This is a genomic window from Micromonospora sp. LZ37, assembly GCF_059359015.1.
This window is the reverse complement of record NZ_JCADBL010000010.1, coordinates 166,762-185,766: the sequence shown is the minus strand read 5'-3', so window position 1 is coordinate 185,766 and position 19,005 is coordinate 166,762. Positions and strand designations below refer to the sequence as shown.

Annotated in this window: 12 protein-coding genes, 1 tRNA gene and 2 pseudogenes; 2 read left to right on the top strand and 13 right to left on the bottom strand. The window is 73.0% G+C overall.

Annotated features, from left to right (window positions below):
• Position 1: 1 nt before the first annotated feature.
• From AC5L3Z_RS21075 to AC5L3Z_RS21040, 8 genes are all read right to left on the bottom strand, one after another.
• Positions 2–199, bottom strand: a complete 198-nt coding sequence (locus AC5L3Z_RS21075; protein ID WP_494844416.1) for a hypothetical protein — start codon at positions 197–199, stop codon at positions 2–4.
• A gap of 59 nt (positions 200–258) precedes the next feature.
• Complete coding sequence (gene selB / locus AC5L3Z_RS21070) at positions 259–2,022, bottom strand: selenocysteine-specific translation elongation factor (protein ID WP_494844414.1); 1,764 nt, start codon at positions 2,020–2,022, stop codon at positions 259–261.
• 1 nt (position 2,023) lies between these two features.
• A complete protein-coding gene (gene selA / locus AC5L3Z_RS21065; protein WP_494844412.1) occupies positions 2,024–3,322 on the bottom strand; it encodes an L-seryl-tRNA(Sec) selenium transferase in 1,299 nt (432 codons plus the stop codon).
• A 22-nt stretch (positions 3,323–3,344) separates the two neighbouring features.
• Positions 3,345–3,440 (bottom strand) — tRNA-Sec (locus AC5L3Z_RS21060).
• A gap of 46 nt (positions 3,441–3,486) precedes the next feature.
• Entirely contained in the window at positions 3,487–4,683 is a 1,197-nt protein-coding gene (nrfD, locus tag AC5L3Z_RS21055) for an NrfD/PsrC family molybdoenzyme membrane anchor subunit (protein WP_494844410.1), read from the bottom strand.
• Positions 4,680–5,786 carry a 4Fe-4S dicluster domain-containing protein gene (locus tag AC5L3Z_RS21050; RefSeq protein WP_494844408.1) on the bottom strand — a complete coding sequence of 369 codons (1,107 nt, stop codon included), beginning with the start codon at positions 5,784–5,786 and terminating at the stop codon, positions 4,680–4,682. The genes nrfD and AC5L3Z_RS21050 overlap by 4 nt, the downstream gene beginning before the upstream one ends.
• Complete coding sequence (gene fdh / locus AC5L3Z_RS21045; protein WP_494844406.1) at positions 5,779–9,069, bottom strand: formate dehydrogenase; 3,291 nt, start codon at positions 9,067–9,069, stop codon at positions 5,779–5,781. Before fdh ends, AC5L3Z_RS21050 begins: the two co-directional genes overlap by 8 nt.
• A gap of 843 nt (positions 9,070–9,912) precedes the next feature.
• Positions 9,913–11,367: an MFS transporter gene (locus AC5L3Z_RS21040; protein ID WP_494844404.1), complete on the bottom strand. Its 1,455-nt coding sequence runs from the start codon at positions 11,365–11,367 to the stop codon at positions 9,913–9,915.
• A gap of 146 nt (positions 11,368–11,513) precedes the next feature.
• On the opposite strand from AC5L3Z_RS21040, the pseudogene AC5L3Z_RS21035 reads away from it, so the two are divergent.
• Together AC5L3Z_RS21035 and AC5L3Z_RS21030 are read left to right on the top strand one after the other, a co-directional pair.
• Positions 11,514–11,906: pseudogene (locus tag AC5L3Z_RS21035) on the top strand (winged helix-turn-helix transcriptional regulator); the annotation flags it as partial.
• Between the two features lie 1,041 nt (positions 11,907–12,947).
• The gene (locus AC5L3Z_RS21030; protein ID WP_494844402.1) at positions 12,948–13,208 is read left to right on the top strand and encodes a hypothetical protein; all 261 of its coding nucleotides are present in this window, start codon (positions 12,948–12,950) and stop codon (positions 13,206–13,208) included.
• A 410-nt stretch (positions 13,209–13,618) separates the two neighbouring features.
• On the opposite strand, the gene AC5L3Z_RS21025 is transcribed toward AC5L3Z_RS21030, so the two are convergent.
• The 5 genes and pseudogenes from AC5L3Z_RS21025 to rho all read right to left on the bottom strand — a co-directional run.
• Positions 13,619–14,239 (bottom strand): hypothetical protein, encoded by a 621-nt coding sequence (locus tag AC5L3Z_RS21025; RefSeq protein WP_494844401.1) that lies wholly within the window; start codon positions 14,237–14,239, stop codon positions 13,619–13,621.
• Positions 14,240–15,089: 850 nt separating this feature from the next.
• A complete protein-coding gene (locus tag AC5L3Z_RS21020) occupies positions 15,090–15,782 on the bottom strand; it encodes a hypothetical protein (protein WP_494844399.1) in 693 nt (230 codons plus the stop codon).
• 205 nt (positions 15,783–15,987) lie between these two features.
• Complete coding sequence (locus AC5L3Z_RS21015; protein WP_494844398.1) at positions 15,988–17,106, bottom strand: DUF3626 domain-containing protein; 1,119 nt, start codon at positions 17,104–17,106, stop codon at positions 15,988–15,990.
• Positions 17,107–17,165: 59 nt separating this feature from the next.
• Positions 17,166–17,639, bottom strand: coding sequence for a VOC family protein (locus AC5L3Z_RS21010; protein ID WP_494844397.1), 474 nt, complete (start codon positions 17,637–17,639; stop codon positions 17,166–17,168).
• Between the two features lie 10 nt (positions 17,640–17,649).
• Positions 17,650–18,768, bottom strand: a pseudogene (rho, locus tag AC5L3Z_RS21005) (transcription termination factor Rho); the annotation flags it as partial.
• Positions 18,769–19,005 lie beyond the last annotated feature (237 nt).

Sequence of the window (19,005 nt, the reverse complement as noted above, 5' to 3'; positions counted from 1 at the left end):
CTCAGTCGCTTTCCAGGTCGTCCAGGGAGATGGCGTGGGTCATCAGCCACCGGGCAAGCGCCGACATGCCGAACAGCCAGAGCGGCGCGGACTCGGTGGTGCCGTTGGTGGCGAAGATGGCGAAGCGCAGGTCCGGCGCCCGGTACGCCTCGATCCGCCAGCGGTGGCCCTTGTCCCGCCAGACCGCCGAAGGGTCCATCCCGTCACCGTAGCGACGGCGCCGTGCCCCGGAACCGGTATCGGCGGATGCCGCCCGCCTCAGCCGGGCGGAGCGACCACCTCGCGGGCGTCGTCGGGCAGCCGCCGGGTCGCCCCGCGCCGGTCCAGCAGCTCCAGCAGCGGCACCGCGACCCGGCGGGTGGTGTCCAGGGCCTGCCGGGCGGCGCTGAGGGTGAACGGCTGCGGCAGGGCGGCCAGCACCCGCACCGCGTCGTCGACCGCGCCGGGCAGCAGCACCACGTTCTCCGCCAGCCGCAGCAGCGCGCCGGCGCGTACCGCGGCGCCGATCTCGCGGGGGCCCAGGCCGAGGGTGGCCAACCGGTCGGCCTCGGGGGCGCGGAACGGGTGGTCGGCGTACTCGGCGCGGACCCGCCCCACGGCGCGGGCCACCGGCTCGGGCAGCGCCCCGGCGCCGGCCACGGCGACCCGGCCGGCGCGCAGCGTCAGCGGCGGCCGGACCAGGGCCTCGACCAGCGCCCGGTCGGGCAGGTCGAGGCGGTGGCGCAGCGCGTCCACCGGCGCGCCCGGTTCGAGGGGATGCTCCCGGGCGTACCGGGTGATCTCCTCGACCAGCCGGGCGGCGAGCCGCCGCCAGTGGTCCGGGTCGGCCAGCCAGTCACCGGCGACCGGGGTGGCGGTGACCGGCACCCCCATCCGGGCGAGGTCGCCGGCGCGGACCAGCGCCCGGCGCCGCAGCTCCCCGGCGAGGTCGGGGCGCCCGTCCAGGCCGGCCAGCACGGTCGCCCGGGCCGCGGCGGCGCCCCGGCGGCGCAGCGGGGGCGGGGCGACGTCGAGCACGGTGACCCCGCCGCTGACATGGCGCCGGCCGGGGTCGCGCAGCAGCGCCCGGTCACCGACGAGCAGCGGCAACGCGCGGGCCAGCCGCAGCCGGAGGGTGTCCGGGCCGAGCGGGCGGACCCGGGCGGCGACGGCCGCCGAGCCGACGTGCAGGGTGAGGGTGGCCGGCAGGTCACCGGCCGGGTCGCCGGCCAGTCGCACGTCCAGCAGCTCGGTCCGGCCGAACCGGCCGGGCGTGAGCAACGCGTCGCCGCGCGCCAGCCGGTCCCGGGCCACGCCGCGCAGGTTGACCGCCACCCGGGCCACCGCGTCGACCCGGTCCCGGGCGGCGCCCAGGCGGTGCAGGCCCCGGACCCGGACCAGGTCGCCGCCGCCGGCGAGTTCGAGCTGGTCGCCGACGCGCAGCCGGCCGCCGCCGAGGGTGCCGGTGACCACCGTGCCGCTGCCCCGGATGGTGAACGACCGGTCCACCCAGAGCCGCACGGGCGCCTCGACGTCCGGCGCGGGCAGCCGGGCGACCAGCCGGTCCAGGGCGGACCGCAGCTCGGGCAGGCCCGCGCCGGTGACGGCGCTGACCGCCACCGCCGGCACGTCGCCCAGCGAGGTCGCGGCGATCTCCGCCCGGGCCTGGGCCAGCGCCGGCCCCGGATCGGCCAGGTCCGCGCGGGTCACCACCAGCAGCCCGTACGACACCCCGAGCGCGTGCAGCGCGGCCAGGTGCTCGGCGGACTGCGGCATCCAGCCCTCGTCGGCGGCAACCACCACCAGCGCGGCGGGGACCGGGCCGACCCCGGCGAGCATGTTCGGCACGAACCGTTCGTGCCCGGGCACGTCGACGAAGGCGACGGTGCCGCCGCCGGGCAGCGTGGTCCAGGCGAAGCCGAGGTCGATGGTCATGCCCCGGCGGCGCTCCTCGGCCCACCGGTCGGGCTCCATCCCGGTCAGCGCCCGGACCAGGGTGGACTTGCCGTGGTCGACGTGCCCGGCGGTGGCGACGACGTACATCTCAGCCGGCCACCCGCAGCACCGCGGCGTGCAGCGCCTCGTCGGCGGCGGCCGGCACGCAGCGCAGGTCCAGCAGGAGCCGGCCGCGGAGCACCCGGCCGAGCACCGGCGGCTCACCCAGGCGCAGCGGCGCGGCGTACGACTCGGGCAGGCTCAGCGCCCACGAGTCGAGCTCGACGCCGGGCGCGCCCCCACCGCCGACCACGGCGGCGCTGGGCACCACCTCCGCCTCGCACCCCGCGGCGCCGAGGGCGTCGCGCAGCCGTTCGGTCCGCTCGCGCAGCGCGGCCGGGTCGGCGCGCAGGGCCGCCCGGGTCGGGTTGTCCGGGCCGTGCAGGGTCGCCGCGAGGGCGGCGAGGGTGAGCTTGTCCACCCGCAGCGCCCGGGCCAGCGGGTGCCGGCGCAGCCGCTCGACCACGTCGGCGGCGCCGAGGAGCAGGCCGGCCTGCGGGCCGCCGAGCAGCTTGTCGCCGCTGGCGGTGACCAGCGCGGCGCCGGCGCGCAGGGTGCTCGCCGCGTCCGGCTCGTCGGGCAGCAGCGGGTCGGGGCCGAGCAGCCCGGAGCCGATGTCGGCGACCACCGGCACGCCCAGGGTGGCCAGCTCACCGACGCCCACGGCGGAGGTGAAGCCGGTGACGAGAAAGTTGGACGGGTGGACCTTGAGCACGAAGCCGGTACGCGGCCCCAGCGCCGCGGCGTAGTCGTCGAGGGTGGTGCGGTTGGTGGTGCCGACCTCGCGCAGCCGGGCGCCGGTGCTCTCCAGCAGGTCGGGCAGGCGGAACCCGTCGCCGATCTCGACCAGCTCGCCCCGACTGACCACGATCTCCGCACCGGCGGCCAGGGCGGTGGCGGCGAGCACCAGCGCCGCCGCCCCGTTGTTGACCACGTGCACGGCCGGCGCGTCCGGGACCGCGGCGGCGAGCGCGTCGAGGGCGTCGCGTCCGCGCCGGGCCCGCCGGCCGGTACGCAGGTCCAGCTCCACGTCGGTGTGCCCGGCCGCGGCGGTCACCGCGTCGACCGCGGCCGCGGAGAGCGGGGCCCGGCCCAGGTTGGTGTGCAGCACGACGCCGGTGGCGTTGAGCACGGCGCGGGGCGCCGGGGCGGGCAGCGCCGCGACCGCCGCGTCGCGTACCTGCTCGGGGGTGATCTCGCCGCGGCGGGCGCGCTCCTGGGCGCGGCCGACGACGGCCTTCACCCGGTCGCGGCCGAGGGTGGCGACGGCCGCGGCGAGCCGCGGCTCGGCCAGCAGGGTGTCGGTGCGCGGCACCCGCCGCCGCGGGTCGGCCGGCCCGTCGCCCATGCGTGTCATCTCCCGAGCGGTGTGGCGGAGACGGACGGGAATCGAACCCGCCTGGCCCGGATCCCGGACCACACCGGTTTTGAAGACCGGGAGGGGCACCAGCCGCCTGAACGCCTCCGCCCAGGAGTCAACCACAGCGCCGACAGGGCCGCGCGATGAGGTCGTCAGCCCTCGCCGGCCTCCCGGCGGCGCAGCCGTTCCCGCTGCGGCACCACCGTGTACTTCGGATCCTTCGCCGAGGCGACCCCGCCGTGGAAGATGCCGAACCGGGTCGCCACCGAGGCGGCGAGCAGCAACCCGCCGGAGACCGCGGAGAGCGCGCGGCTGCGGCGGCCGACCAGGGCCCCGACCACGCCGGCGGCGGTGAGCGCCCGCCCGGCGCGCAGCAGCCGCCCGGCGGCGCCGATCCGGTAGGGCTCGCTGAGCAGGCCCATCCTGGTCTCCACCGAGTGCGCGCCGAACAGCTCCAGGGCCGCGCCGGCCACCGCCATCCGCCGGGCCGGACCGGCCTGCGCGCAGGGCGCCGCGATCAGGCCCACTCCGGCGCCGCTGGCCAGCGCGCTGCCGGCGAAGATGACCGGCAGTTCCGGGTACGCCTCGTGCCAGGACGGCACCGCCGTCCCGGCGAGCAGCACCCCGGTGTACGTGGCCAGCGCCGGCGCGGTCGCGGCGGCGGCCAGCCCGGCGGCGTGCCCGACCGGCGGCAGCACCCGGCGGGCCAGCCCGGACACCCCCCGCTCGGGCAGCCAGGGGGCCGCCTCGGCGATCGCGGCGACGCCCGCGGCCGGCCCGAAGGCGGTGAGGATCCAGGTGCCCACCGACATCGGCGACGTCGGCTTGGCCACCCGCAGCATGTGGTGGAAGCGGGCCGGCCGTCCCAGATCGTGGATAAGGAAGTACGCGCTGGCGGTGACCGCGCCCAGCGCGGTGACCCGGCCGGCCCGGCGCAGCGCCGGCCGACCGGTCAGCTGACCGCCCGCGGCGAGCAGCGACGAGCCGGCGGCCAGCCCGCCGGTGAACAGGTACGCGGCGATGTCCCAGCGCCACACCGGCGCCTTGAGGATCGGCCGGCCGTAGTACGAGGTGAACTCGGCCTCCGGGACGGTCAGCTCCTCGCCGCCGCGCCCGCGCCGCCTCCCGCGTCCCCGGGTCACCGGGTCGGCGTCCCGCGGTGGCCGGGGGGCGAGCCCGGCCTCCGCCGCGACGGCGTCACCGCGCGCCGCCGCCGGGTGGCTGGCGCCGGTCTTCGGGCCGTACGGCGCCGACGGGCCCGGTCCGCCGAACCGGTCCGGGCCCTCCGCCGCCAGGCGCTGCCGGAAACGACGGAACAGGGCACCCACCGGGGCGCGGTCCGGACTCACGAGGAACCTCCGACGAACGCGGCGACGGTGGCCGCCGCCATGGCCAGCGCCGCCAGGCCGGCCCGCTTCCACATCTTCGGCAGGTCCCGGGTGGTGACCACCGGGTCCGGTGGCAGGCCGTAGACCTCCGGCTCGTCGAGGAGCAGGAAGAACGCCCCGTCGCCGCCGACCCCGTCGGTCGGGTCGTCGCCGTAGAGGCGGGCCTCCGGCACGCCCCGCCCGTGCAGGGTGGCGACCCGCCGCGCGGCCCGCTCCCGCAACTCGTCGAGGGGGCCGAACTGGATCGACTCGGTCGGGCAGGCCTGCGCGCAGGCCGGGGTCATGCCCGCGCCGAGCCGGTCGTAGCACAGCGTGCACTTCCACGCCCGGCCGTCGTCCTTGCGCTGGTCGATCACGCCGTACGGGCAGGCGGAGATGCAGTAGCCGCAGCCGTTGCAGATGTCCTCCTGCACCACTACCGTGCCGAACTCGGTGCGGAACAGCGAACCGGTGGGGCAGACGTCCAGGCAGGCGGCGTGGGTGCAGTGCTTGCAGACGTCGGACATCATCAGCCAGCGGAAGTCGGTGCGCTCTTCCGCGCCGGTGCCGCGGCCGGGCGGCTGCGACCCGGGCATGCCGAGGAACCGCGCACTGTTCGCGGGAGCCGCGGCGTCGGTGCCGCTGGCGACCGCTCCGCCGGTGCCGGGCGGGGCGCCGGTGGCCATCCGGGCGGCCGACGCGGGCGCGCCCGGCGGCAGGCCCGGGTCGGTGCCGGTCGGGTTGCCGGTGCCGGCGGCCACCGCCGCCGACGAGGCGCCGGCCGAGCCGCCCGTCGGGGCGCCGGCGAACGGCGGGGTGCGCCCGCCGGCGGGGCGGGGCTGCTCGATGAAGGCGACATGCCGCCACGAGTTCGCGGTCAGCGCGCCGGTGTTGTCGAACGACATGCCCAGCAGGTCGAAGCCGGACGCCGGGACGCCGTTCCACTCCTTGCAGGCCACCTCGCACGCCTTGCAGCCGATGCAGACGCTGGTGTCGGTGAAAAAGCCCATCCGGGGGCCGGCGGCGACCCAGCCGGCGTCCGGTGCGGGGTCGAGCGGGCCGTACAGGCTGTTGGCGTCAGGCATCGCCGGTCCCCTCCGCGGTCGACCCCGCCGGGTGGCGGAGCTCGGTGGTCACCGTCGGCGGCGGGTGACCCGGGACGATGCCGGCCCGCCGCTGGTAGTCGACGACCATGGCGCGCAACGCCGGGCCGGTCGGCCGCCGCCCCGGTCGTACGTCGCAGGTGCCGATCTTGCTCTCCTGGATCAGCACGTTCGGATCCAGGGTGATGCCGAACAGGTCGTTGGCCGAGTCGCCGGTCACGATCCCCTCGAACCCGAAGTGGTACGGCAGCCACAGCTGGTGGATCACCCGGCCGTCCACCCGCAGCGGGGTGAGCCGGTCGGTGACCAGCACCTTCGCCTCGATCGCCGCCCGCCCGCTGACCACGTGCGCCCAGCCCAGGTGGGTCAGGCCCGCCTCGGCGGCGAGCTCGGGCGACACCTCGACGAACATCTCCGGTTGCAGCTCGGCCAGCGGTCGCACCATCCGGCTCATCGCACCGGCGGTGTGGTGCTCGGTGAGCCGGCTGACCGTGAACACGTACGGGAAGACCTGACTGTGCTGCTGCGGCGGGCTCGGGTTCACCGAGTTCACCGGGTGGTCGTAGATCTTGCGGGTCGGGTTGGCCTGCTGCCCGTAGAGCGGGTTGCGCATCGGCGACTCGGCCGGCTCGTAGTGCGTCGGCAACGGGCCGTCGAGCACGCCGCTGGGCGCGTACAGCCAGCCCTTGCCGTCGGGCTGCATGACGAAGGCGTCGTCACCGGCGATCCCCTCCGGACCGGACGCCCCGGCCGGCGGCCGGTACGACGGCGGCTTGGACCGCTCGAAGTCCGGCACGTCGTAGCCGGTCCACTCGCCCCGCCGCGGATCCCACCAGACGTAGCGCTTGCGCTCGCTCCACGGGCGGCCCTCCGGGTCGGCGGAGGCGCGGTTGTAGAGCATGCGGCGGTTCGCCGGCCACGCCCAACCCCACTCGGCGGCCACCCAGTCCTGCTCGTGCCGGCTTCTGCGGCGGGCCGCCTGGTTGACGCCGTCGGCGTACACCCCGGTGTAGATCCAGCAGCCGACGGCGGTGGAACCGTCGTCGCGCGCCTCGGTGAAAGCGGCGAGCGGGCGGCCCGTCGCCACGTCGTACCCGTTGATCTCGCGCAGCACCGCCTCGGCGCTCGGCTCGGCGTGCGGACCGTGCGTGGGGTAGTCCCAGGCCAGGTCGAGCAGCGCCCGGTCGCGGGACAGGTCGGAGTCGGCCAGCTTCTCCCGCAGCCGGCGACCCAGGTGGTAGAAGAACCACAGCTCGGAGCGAGCGTCGCCCGGCGGTTCGGTGGCCTTCTCCCGCCACTGCAGCAGCCGCTGGGTCTGGGTGAAGGTGCCCTCCTTCTCCACGTGCGACGCGGCGGGCAGGAAGAACACCTCCGTCCGGCACTCCTGCGGCACGATCTCGCCGGTGGCGACCTCGGGGCCGTTCTTCCAGAACGTGGCGCTCTCGATCATGAACAGGTCGCGGACCACCAGCCAGTCGAGGTTGGCCATGCCGAGACGCTGGGCCCGGCCGTGCGCGGAGCCGACCGCCGGGTTCTGCCCCAGCAGGAAGTAGCCCTTGATCTTGCCGTCGATCATGTTCAGCACCTGCTGGTAGGTGCCGTGGTCGCCGGTCATCCGGGGCAGGTACCCGTAGCAGAAGTCGTTCTCCGGCGTCGCGCTGTCACCCCAGTACGCCTTCAGCAGACTCGCCGCGAAGGACCGCGCGTTGCCCCAGAACCCCTTCCGGCCCGGATGGCGGATGCTGTCCACCCACTCGTCGAAGGTCGGGTGGTCGGCGTGGTGCGGCATCGGCAGGTAGCCGGGCAGCAGGTTGTACAGGGTCGGGATGTCGGTCGAGCCCTGGATGCTGGCGTGCCCGCGCAGCGCCAGCACCCCGCCGCCGGGGCGGCCCAGGTTGCCCAGCAGCAGCTGGATGATCGCCCCGGTGCGGATGTACTGCACGCCGACGCTGTGCTGGGTCCAGCCCACCGAGTAGATCAGGCAGCCGGTGCGCTCCCGGCCGGAGTTCTCCGTCCAGGCCCGGGCCAGCTCGAGGAACTTCTCCTGCGGGATGCCGCAGACCCGCTCCACCATTTCCGGGGTGTAGCGGGCGAAGTGCCGCCGCAGGATCTGGTAGACGCAGCGGGGATGCTGCAACGTCTCGTCCCGCCGGGTCTCGCCGTGCACCTCCGGGCCGTGCGACTCGTGCCGCAGGCCCGCCGCGCTGTCCCGCTCCTTGGCGGTGTGCCCGCTGCCGGAGTCGCGCTCGTGCCCCTCGTACTGCCAGGTGTCCTGCACGTAGCTGCCGGTCTCCGGGTCGAAGCCGGAGAAGAAGCCGTCGCCGTCCTCGGTGTCGACGAACTGCTCGCTGATGATCGTCGCGGCGTTCGTGTACGCCAGCACGTACTCCCGGAAGTCGAGCTCGTTCTCCAGGATGTAGCGCACCACCCCGCCGAGCAGCGCGATGTCCGAGCCGGCGCGGATCGGCAGGTACGTGTCGGCCACGGCGCTGGTCCGGGTGAACCGGGGATCGACGTGGAAGACCTTGGCGCCACGGCGCTTGGCCTCCATCACCCACTGGAAACCCACCGGGTGGGCCTCGGCCATGTTCGAGCCCTGGATGACGATGACGTCAGCGTTGGCGAGGTCCTGCTGGAAGTCCGTCGCGCCACCGCGACCGAAGCTGGCCCCCAGACCGGGGACGGTGGCGGAGTGTCAAATCCGGGCCTGGTTCTCGATCTGGAGCGCCCCCATCGCCGTGAACAGCTTCTTGATGAGGTAGTTCTCCTCGTTGTCAAGCGTCGCCCCGCCGAGGCTGGAGATGCCCAGCGTCCGGTTCAGCGGCCGGCCCTCGCTGTCGACGTCCTCCCAGGTCTCCGCGCGGGCGGCGAGGATCCGGTCGGCGATCATGTCGAGCGCGACGTCGAGTTCCAGGTCCTCCCACTCGGTGCCGTACGGCCGGCGGTAGCGGACCGTGGTCTGCCGCAGTGGGCTGGTGACCAGGCTCTTGCTGGCCGAGCCCTTGGGGCAGAGCCGGCCCCGGGAGATCGGACTGTCCGGGTCCCCCTCGATCTGGGTGACCTGACCGTCCTTCACGAAGACCCGCTGGCCGCAACCGACCGCGCAGTACGGGCAGACCGAGCGGGCGACGTTGTCGGCGGCCTCCGTGCGGGGGCTGAGCTGCGCCGAGCGGGCGGACTGCGCCGCGGCGCCCCGGCCCAGCGGGTCGGGGCCGGTGAGCTGACGGTAGACCGGCCAGCCCTCGATGAAGGTGCGCAGACCCATCGCCCCGCACCCCCTCCCCGACGTCGCGGAAGCCGACCTCCTGAAGATAGGTCAACGGGGCGGGCGCGGCGAGTCCAGCAGACGATCTTTTCGACGGCGCGGGGCACCGGCACAAAAAGCGCCGCCCCCGACCCTGTCGGATCGGGGGCGGCGCCGGGGCGTCGGTGTGCAGGTCGCCTCTCGGCGAGTGGCACGACGCGGCTCCAGCCGAACGGTATTCCGCGAAGGCAATTTATAGGTGAGGCCCGGGGACACTGGACACACCGACACCTGACTCAACAGGCTACCCCCACCCGGTGTTCCACCCCCCAGAGTGACCACCGCCACCCCTGTCGCGCACCCCGCTGTCCGGTTCCGGCGCGCCCTCGCGCCCGCCCCGATGCCCGGCCCCGGCCCCCGCACCCGCCCTCGGTGCAGCCCCGCCCTCGGCCCCGGCCCCGGCACGGCACCCGCCTCGATGCCCTCGCACCCGCCCCCGACGACGCCTTCGCTCCCGCCCCGTGCGCGTGCGCCAAGCCATCGACGTCAACCTCGTCGGGTACGGGGTCCATCCACGATCCCGACCCCATGCGCGCCCACGCCGCCCTTTCCGCTGCCGACTCTCGCCCCGATGATCATGAAGTAACCGCTCGGGCGGGCTGAACGGAAACGGCCGCCACATCTTCGGATGTGCCGGCCGTTTCGCGTTCCTGCTGGTGCGTCTACCCCGGCCGGTGCGGGACGGCGGAGACCAGCGGGACCCTGGCCTCCGCCGCGACCCGGTGCCGGGGGAGAAACGCCGTGGCCACCTCCGGACGGAGGTGGCCACGGCGGTGCGGTCGCGGCATCGACCGCACCGGCTGTTTACGCGTCGGCCGCGGCGGAGGAGACGGGGGCGGCCTGCACGGCCTTGGCCGGCCGGCGCAGCACGGTGAGGCTGAGCAGGATCGCGACCACGGTGAACGCCACGGAGATGATGAACGACACGTGATAACCCGCGACCGCCGCCTCGGCTGCGTCGGTGCCCTTGGCGAGCAGCGAGTCGGTCCGGTCGGCCGCGACGGTGGCCAGGACGGCCAGGCCGACGGCGCCACCCGCCTGCTGCGTGGTGTTGAAGAGGCCGGAGGCGAGTCCGGAGTCCTCTGGGGTGGCGCCCGACATGGCGAGCCCGGTCAGCGCCGGCATCGCCATACCGAAGCCGGCACCGATCAGGACCATCACCGGCAGCACGTCGACGACGTACCGGCCGTCGACCGGGACGCGGGCGAGCAGCACCTGACCGGCGACGATGACCAGCAGGCCGGCCACCAGCACCGCCCGCCCACCGAAGCGGGTCACCAGCTTGGTGGAGAAGCCGAGCGAGACGATAGCGATCACCACGGCCACCGACAGGAAGCCGAGCCCGGTCTCCGCGGGGTCGTAGCCCAGCACCTGCTGCAGGTAGAGCGCGGTGAGGAACTGGTACCCGAACATGCCGGCGACCATCAGCAGCTGGATGATGTTGGCGCCGGTGACCTGGCGGAACCGGAAGATGCGCAGCGCCAGCAGCGGCTTGGCCGCGGTGGCCTGGCGGGCCACGAAGCCGGCCAGCAGAGCGATGGAGGTGCCGGCGAGAGCGAAGGTGCGACCGGAGCCCCAGCCGTGGTCGGCGGCCTGCACGATGGTGTAGACGCCGAGCATCAGCCCGGAGGTGACGAGGACGGCGCCCACCACGTCGGCGCCGGCCGACAGGCCGATGCCCTGGTCCTTCTCGATCTGGCGCAGGCCGAGGAGCACGGCGGCGACGCCGAGCGGCACGTTGATCAGGAAGATCCAGTTCCAGCTGGCGCCCTGGGTGATCACACCGCCGGCGATGAAGCCGATCGACGCGCCCGCCGAGGCGACAAAGCTGTAGATCGCGATGGCCCGGCCCTGCTCCTGAGCCTCGGTGTACATCGTGACGATCATGCCGAGGATGACGGCGGTGGACATCGCGCCGCCGACGCCCTGGAGGAACCGGAACGCGATGAGGGTCTCCTGGCTGTTGGCCAGCCCGCAGAGCAGCGATGCCGCGGTGAAGATGGAGAGACCGATCAGGAACACCTTGCGGCGGCCGATCAGGTCGCCTAGGCGGCCGGAGAGCAGCAGCAGGCCGGCGAAGGCGATCAGGTAAGAGTTGACCACCCAGGCCAGGCTCGACTGGGAGAACCCGAGTTCTTCGCGGATGGTCGGCAGGGCGACGGTGACGATCGTCCCGTCCAACACCACCATCAGCTGCATGGAGCACAGCACGGCCAGCGCCAGCGCCCGCGACCTGCCGGCTGTTCTGGTCTGATTCACGAACGGCCTTCCTCTTCGACTCTGCGGACCGCTCCGGCGGGAACGCCGGTGACCGATCCGCCCGGTTCTGTTTGGTCCCTAGCGTTACTTCTTGTTACCGACTTCATGATGTGTGACTATTCGTTTGACCGAAAGGAGGCACTTTGATGTCCCAAGGGAACAGCCGTGTGCCTGAGGACGGCGAGCACCAGGACGACAACAACCCCGCGTGCACGGTCCTCGAAGTGCTCAACCGCGTCAGCGGGAAATGGAGCATCGGGATCCTGCTGGTGGCGATCCAGGGTCCGGTCCGGTTCACCGAGATCGAACGGGCGGTGAACGGGATCAGCCGGCGCATGCTGACCTTGACACTGCGCAACCTCGAACGGGACGGCCTGCTCACTCGTACGGTGTATGCGACCGTCCCCGTCCGGGTGGAGTACACCGCCACCGAACGCGCCCGGGAGCTGTCCGACGCGCTGCTGGCGCTGACCGACTGGGCGAAACGGCACCGGACCGCGATCGCCCTCGCCCGCGAGGAGTACGACCGGGCCGCCGAGCAGCCGGCAGTCCCGGTTCACCCGTTGCCGGGCAGCGCCGAGACGGCGGTCCGCAACTCCTCCACGAGCGCCGGGATGCCGGCTTTCGCGTCCGCGTCGCCGAAGGCGTAACCGTCGGGGCGGACCAGCACCGCCACCGCTCCGGCGCGCTCCAGCAGCGGAAGGTACCGATCGTCGAGGTCGGCCACCACCAGTTACCGACCTGACCCACGGCTGGCGTCGGCTGCCAGGCCCAACACCTCGGGGTGGCGTTACATCGTCGAGGCTGGCTAACGGTGGCGGTTTCTGCGAAGGCGTTGAGCAGTGTCTCGCCAGTTAGCTGTAGCTCAGCCGGTTGGGCCTCGACGGCGGCGGGGTCGCGGTACCGATCCTCGTGGGCCAGCGCCCGGGCAAACTTCTGTACTGCGGCCTTGAGGCCCTTGAGCTTTTCCCTGTTGATGACCCGGGTGCCAAGAGGGGCAGTACCTGCGGAGTCGACCACGTGGGACGGATGTACGAGCACCGGCGTTATCTTTGCGTCGCCGCCGTAGTTGCTGCGGCACCAATTGACTGAGCCGCTGAGCTGATTGATGTGGTCCTTCCAGATCTTCGGCGCGGTCGCGCCGGTCTCAGCCTCGATCACTACATACCGATGCCCGCCCATGCTCCACAGCACGTCTGGTCCAGAGTTGAAGTCGCGCTCTGGCTGCTGGACGGTGAATCCCATGTGTTCGCCCAACTCGGCCAAGAGCTGCCTCCGCCTCGGCTGTGCGCGTGTTGTCCCATGCGATGTCGTCTAGCACGGCGGTGACGCCCAGTATGAGTTGCGGACCGTTGTCGTACCGCTTGGTGAGGAAGTCAACGGCCTGCTGTGCTTGCGATGACGGCACCTCGATGCGCTGGAAAGCCACGCCGCCCCGGGGGCGTAGTACCGCGCGCTAGCTTCGGACAGGGCCTCCTGTGCTCCGGCTGGGTCGACGGCGTGTAGGTACGTTGCGTAGGTCTCCCCAAGCCAGCCGGCCAGGGCTACGTCCCCGGCTTTATGGGCTTCCGGGCGATCCGGTGTACGACGGCCTGATCGGCCAGCCGAGCCTTGACCAGTTCCGCAACCCGGTCACCTACGTCGAGGATCATCCACTCGACCGGCCCCGTACGTGCGCCTGTGGCTGCGACGGCATTGTCACCGGCGCTCGGCAGTTCCTACCTGGGCATGACCAGCGTGCAATCCACGACCGGATCACCGCTCAGTGGGGCAACACCATGGGCTTCATCCGCTGGTTCGACACCACTTACGGCCAGCCCACCTCGCCGGCGCAAGCCTGACCCTTTCCGAGGGCGCCCGCCGCTCACGCGTCGGCCGCCGCAGCGAAGCGCAGAGGAGTGCGGGCAGCCGGCGGGCGACCTCGAATTTCGGTGCTGCCACGGAGCGCTTCCTCCCCACCGGCCAATGAGACCATGATCAAGAAACTCCATGAAGCGAGGGCGGCTTACCGCGTCATGGGTCCGAGAGCCCGCCTGACCGTCGCCTTTATGTGACGGTCCGCCGATGTCCAGAGAGTCATTGGCGGTGTAGATCTCCATTTCTGCCAATAACTTCATGATCACCGGGGTGGGGGTGGGTTGTGAAGAGTGGTTGTCGCCCTGGCGACGACAACTCTTCACACTGCTGGGTGCGCAGACGCCGCTGGCCGGCACCCCGGGGTGGGGGTGCCGGCCAGCGGGTGGTTCGTGGGTCAGTTGTTCCAGTGCTTGGCGACGAGGTCGGCGGCCTGCTGCTCCCACTGTGCGTAGTGGAAGGGGTAGGCCGAAACCTGCACGGTCTGGGCGGCCTCGGTCAGCGGCATGTCCTGCCAACCATCAACCTGCTTCAGACCCTTCAGGAACGCCAGGGTCGAGTACTCCGGGTCGGTGATCTGCTCCACCGTGCCCCAACCGCTGGACGGACGCTGCTGGAACAGGCCCTGCGAGTCGTGATCGTTGCGCTCACCCAGGTGACCCAGGTTCTCCAACTTCGACTCCTGCAGCGCCGTGGCGATCGCCACGACGGCGGCGCGCTCGTCCATGTCAGCCTTCTTCGTCGCCGCGATGATCGCCTTGACATTCCTGGTCTGCTCGGCGCCGAGGTCGATGCGCGACTGCTTGCCCTGCACACCATGCGGGATCAGCTTACTCTTGTCGGCCTTGTCGGCCTTGTCGGCCTTGTCGGCCTTGTCAGCCTGCACGGCCACGGCGACAGCCTTGGCCTCCGTGGTCGGGGCGGCGTGAGCCTCGGTCACCGGGCCGGCGAAGATGCCACCGGCGAAGGCCAGACCAGCGATGCTCAGCATGCTCTTACGCAGAATGTTCGTGTTCATCAGAGAAGCTCCATTCGGGGGTCGGCACGCACCACCAGAAGGGGGACGGCGGCGCGCGCAAGCACCACGATCAGGCGCTCAACAAGATTCAGGGGAGAGTCTTCGACCGGCGGGCCAGCAAGCCGGGGGGGCTCGCGGCGCCGGGACTGTGTGTAACGACCACCGGCCGCCTGTCATTCCGCCAGCGGCGGCTCGTGCGAGACGGGGCCGGGGGATGTAACGACCACCGGCCTGCCGTCATTCCGCCAGGAGCCGGGGCGGCTCGTGCGATCGTCCAGGGGATGTAACGACCGGGGACCTGCGGCCATTCCGCCGGGGGCGGTGCCATGGAGGCCGGCAGAGAAACACCCTGCTGCTGCGATGTACAGGAGATGTAACGACCCTGGGCCGCGCCAGATTCCGGCCTGAGGATGCCGGCCGCCACGGACATTTGCCCCACGACCGACCAGATCCGGATGGTTCCCACGCCCACCCGAATCGCCCAGCGGTCCGAACGGCCCGGCGGAGACGCCATGCCGCAACCCGCGCACCAGAAGCGGACCACCCGAGGTACCGCCCAAGCAAGCTGATCGCCCGCCCACTGATCGACTCGCTTCCAGAGCGGAACACGCCCCCGGACGGCGCGGCACCGGCGAGCGGCGTAAGCCCCGCAGAGACACGGACGCCCCGCGAGACGCGGACGACCAGCGAGCCGACGTCCCGCGCTGATCGACTCCGTTGGCGGCGTGTCGGCGTATCACTGGCCGATGACGCCACGACACGCCGCAAACCGCGCGGGACGCGGGGTGTGGGTGAAGAGCACCGGCCGGCCCCGGGACGGGGGCCGGCCGGCCGGTCGTTCAGGCGATGGTCACCAGAGCTGCTGGACGATGTCCGCCGCCTGCTCCTCCCACTGCGCGTACGCGTAGGGGTAGGCCGAGATCTGGACGGTCTGCGCCGCGGTGGTCAGCGGCAGGTCCTCCCAGCCGTGCACGTTCTTCAGCGCGTCGAAGAACGCCCGGGAGGCGTACTCCGGGTCGGTGATCTGCTCCACCGTGCCCCAACCGCTGGACGGGCGCTGCTGGAACAGGCCCTGCGAGTCGTGGTCGTTGTACACGCCGAGGTGACCCAGGTTGTAGAGCTTCGACTCCTGGAGCGAGGTGGCCACGCCGATCACCGCGCCCCGCTCGCCCACACCGGTCTTCTTGGCGGTCTCGATGATGGCCTTGGCGTTGGCACGCTGTTCGTCGTCGAGCGGCACGCGGGACTGCGCGCCTTCGACGCCGTGCGGGATGAGCTTGTCCCGGCTCGGCTTGCCGGCGGGCACCTTGCTGGTGCTGCTGCCCGTGGTCAGGGCGGATTCGACCGTGGTGGCCTGTCGGTTCTTGCCGGTGGCGAGGTCGATGGCGGCCACGGCTCCGGCGTGCGGCCCACTGGTGACCGGGGCGGCCACGGCGGCGGGTCCGAGCGCCAGTCCGCCGATGGCGGCGATGCCGGCGACGATCAGTGGGGTCCTGCGGTTCTTCGCGATGGCGGGGAGCCATGCAGTGAAGACCTGCTTCACGATGGTTGCCCTTTCAATCGTGTCGACGCGCTTGAAGATCGCGCCCACTCCCGGGGGGAACTGCCCGCGCCGGCGGGGTTTGGATGCCGGCGGTACGGGGGACACAACCAGGTTGACGTGTCCGTCATTCCGGAAATGTCGGCACCCCGCCGAGCTGCGGCGTGGGTCACGCGGCGAGTCGGACGTTCACCCGTGAACAGGCGGGTCAGGGACGCGGATCGCCGAACCGCACCAGGACGTGCCAGAGCTGCTTGAGGTGCTGCAGGGTCTCGGCGGTCGAGCCCCGGTCGGCCCAGCGGCCCGGCTCCCGCACCACCGACGCCGCGGCCCGCCCGATCAGCGCGGCGTCGACCGGCTCCCCCGGCCGGCCGAACTCGGCGTGCACCCGGGCGGCCAACGGGGGGATCGCCGGCCCGCGGAACTCGGGACCGATCGCGTCGACCGGCATCGCGAAGCCGTCGTGGAACGCCAGGTCGATCCGGTACCGCTGGGCGATCTCGGCCAGCAGGCGCCCGATGTCCGTCTCCCGGAACGACGGGTCCACGACGAGCGCCTCCACGTCCCGTCCCAGCGCGACCCCGCCGTGGATCTGCGCCTCGACGTAGTCGTCCAGGGCGCGGCCGGCGGGCCGGCGCGCCGCCCGCTCGCGCCGGCTGAGCAGGGTGCGTACCAGCCGGCCGGCGTCCATCCCGGCGACGCCGAGGCTCGTCCCGGTTTCGGCGGTCGCCGCCAGCAGTGCGGCCAGGATGGGCTCGGGCACGTCGACGGTGCCCAGGTCGGTGGGGCCCAGATGGCTGTCGCCGAAGCAGAATGTCGTTCGGGCCAGCACCTCCGGACGCAGCCGCAGGTGGCAGGAGCCGAACCGGGGGCAGGCGCCGTCCGGGTGGTCCAGCAGGTTCAACCCGCCGTAGATCGGCCGCTCCGCCGGGGACACCCCGGGCGCCTGGTACGCCCCGCCGAACAGCCGCTCCTCCCAACGGTCCCGGTCGCCGCCCGGATACGCGGTGAGGCCGCCGCTGGAGATGCCGGTGACGAACTGGCTGCGGTAGGTCCCCTCGTCGGCGAGCGCCGCCGCCACCGTGCGCCCGTCGGCGAGCAGCCGGTCGGGGTGAAAGTTGACGGTCAGCCGACCCCGCTCCGCGACCGCCGCGACCAGCTCCTCCGGCCGGTACGCGGCCCCCGACCCGGCCAGGTGCCGGGCGATCACCGCGAGGGCCACCGGCCGGTCCCGCACCGCCACCGCGCGCACGTGACGCACGGCGGCGGACTGCGCCGGGGTGAGCAGGTCACCGGCGGGTACGACCGGCCGTTCGGAGACGGACACGCGGAGGATCGCGGCACGTCACCTCTGGTCGCCGCAGCCCGATTTCGCCCTGGTGGGTGTCAGCCGGCGCGGTCCCGGTCGGTGCCGAAACCGTCCAGGGTGGCGCGGTCGTCGAGGTCGCGCAGCTCCTGGAAGAGGGTGAGCTGGAGCCCCGCCGGAGCGTCGAGCCGCGAGTTGAGCGAGTGCCAGGGCGTGACGGTCGGCGGCGCGAGCTCGGTGGCCCCGGCGGCCACCAGCCGGGCCGTCGCGGCCTGGGTGTCGTCCACCTCGAACGCCACCCGGATGCGCGGCGCCACCTGTCGCCCCACCTCCACCTCGTCGATCATGCGCTTCTGGGCGGGATTGGCGATCTCGAGGGTGGCCCGACCGGCGTCGAGGATCACCACCCGGGCATCGCCCTCGCCGGAGAACGCGGCCTGTTCCGGCAGGCCGAGCGCGTCGCGAAAGAAGGCGACCGCGGCCTCGTAGTCCTCGGCCTCGACCACAAGGCGCAGCTGTCGTACGGTCGGGCGGCCGGCGGGGTCAGTGCTCACCCTGTCGATCCTAGAACCGGGCGAGCAGGGCCCGGTTGTCGGCGGTGCCGGCGAGCCGGCGGAGCAGCAGGTCGAGGCTCTGCTGTCGGTCCAACCGGGACAGTGCGGTCCGCAGCGCGCCCACCCGGGTCCGCTCGTCCGCCGTCAGCAGCAACTCCTCGCGCCGGGTTCCCGACGAGCGCACGTCCACCGCCGGGAAGGTGCGCCGCTCGGCGAGCCCCCGGTCCAGCCGCAGCTCGGCGTTGCCGGTGCTCTTGAACTCCTCGAAGAACAGCGTGTCCGCCGCCGACCCGGTCTCCACGAGCGCGGAGGCGAGGACGGTGAGCGAGCCGCCGCCCACCACGGCGCGGGCGGCGGACAGCAGCCGCTTGGGCGGGTGCAGCGCGGCCACGTCCACCCCGCCGGACAGGGTACGACCGACGGGCCGGGCGGCGAGGTTGTAGGCGCGGGCCAGCCGGGTGACCGAGTCGAGCAGCACGACCACGTCGTGGCCCAGCTCGACCAGACGCTTGGCCCGCTCGATCGCCAGCTCCGCCACCGTGGTGTGGTCCTGCGGCGGACGGTCGAACGTGGCCGCGATGACCTCGCCCTTGACCGACCGCTGCATGTCGGTGACCTCTTCGGGCCGCTCGTCGACCAGCACCACCATCAGGTGGCACTCCGGGTTGTTGTGCGTGATCGCGTTCGCGATCGCCTGCAACACCATGGTCTTACCGGCCTTCGGCGGCGACACGATCAGCGCCCGCTGCCCCTTGCCGATCGGCATGACCAGGTCGATCACCCGGGTGGTCAGGATGTGCGGCTCGGTCTCCAACCGCAACCGCTCCCGCGGGTAACCCGCGGTGAGCGCGTGGAAGTCGGGCCGGTCCCGGGCCTGCGCGGGGTCCGTGCCGTTGACGCTGTCCAGCCGGACCAGCCGGCCGGAACGGGCCACGCCGGTGACCACGTCGCCCCGGCGCAGCCCGTGGCGACGCAGCTGGGCCGGGGAGAGGAGCACGTCGCGCCGGGACGGCAGGTAGCCGTCGACCCGTACGAGCGCGCGGCGGTCGTCGAGGTCGACCACGCCGTCGACGGGCATGAGGGTGTCAGGGTGCATCGGGTGCCTTTCGGGTAAAGCGGGCCCGGGACGCGCCACGGCGCCGGACCACAGTGGAGGGACCGCCGGCGCGCGGATCGCGGTGGACGGCGTGCGGCCCGACGGCGTCGTAGGGACACCGATCGGGAGCGGGGGGAGAGGGACATCCGGGCGGCGCCGTGCGCCGACGTCCGGGTCCACCGGCAGATTAGCCTCCGGTGGAACGGCCGGCAACCACTTCGCCGCGCACCGGCGTTCGCTGAGGGTCGACCACGGGCTACAGTGAGGCCG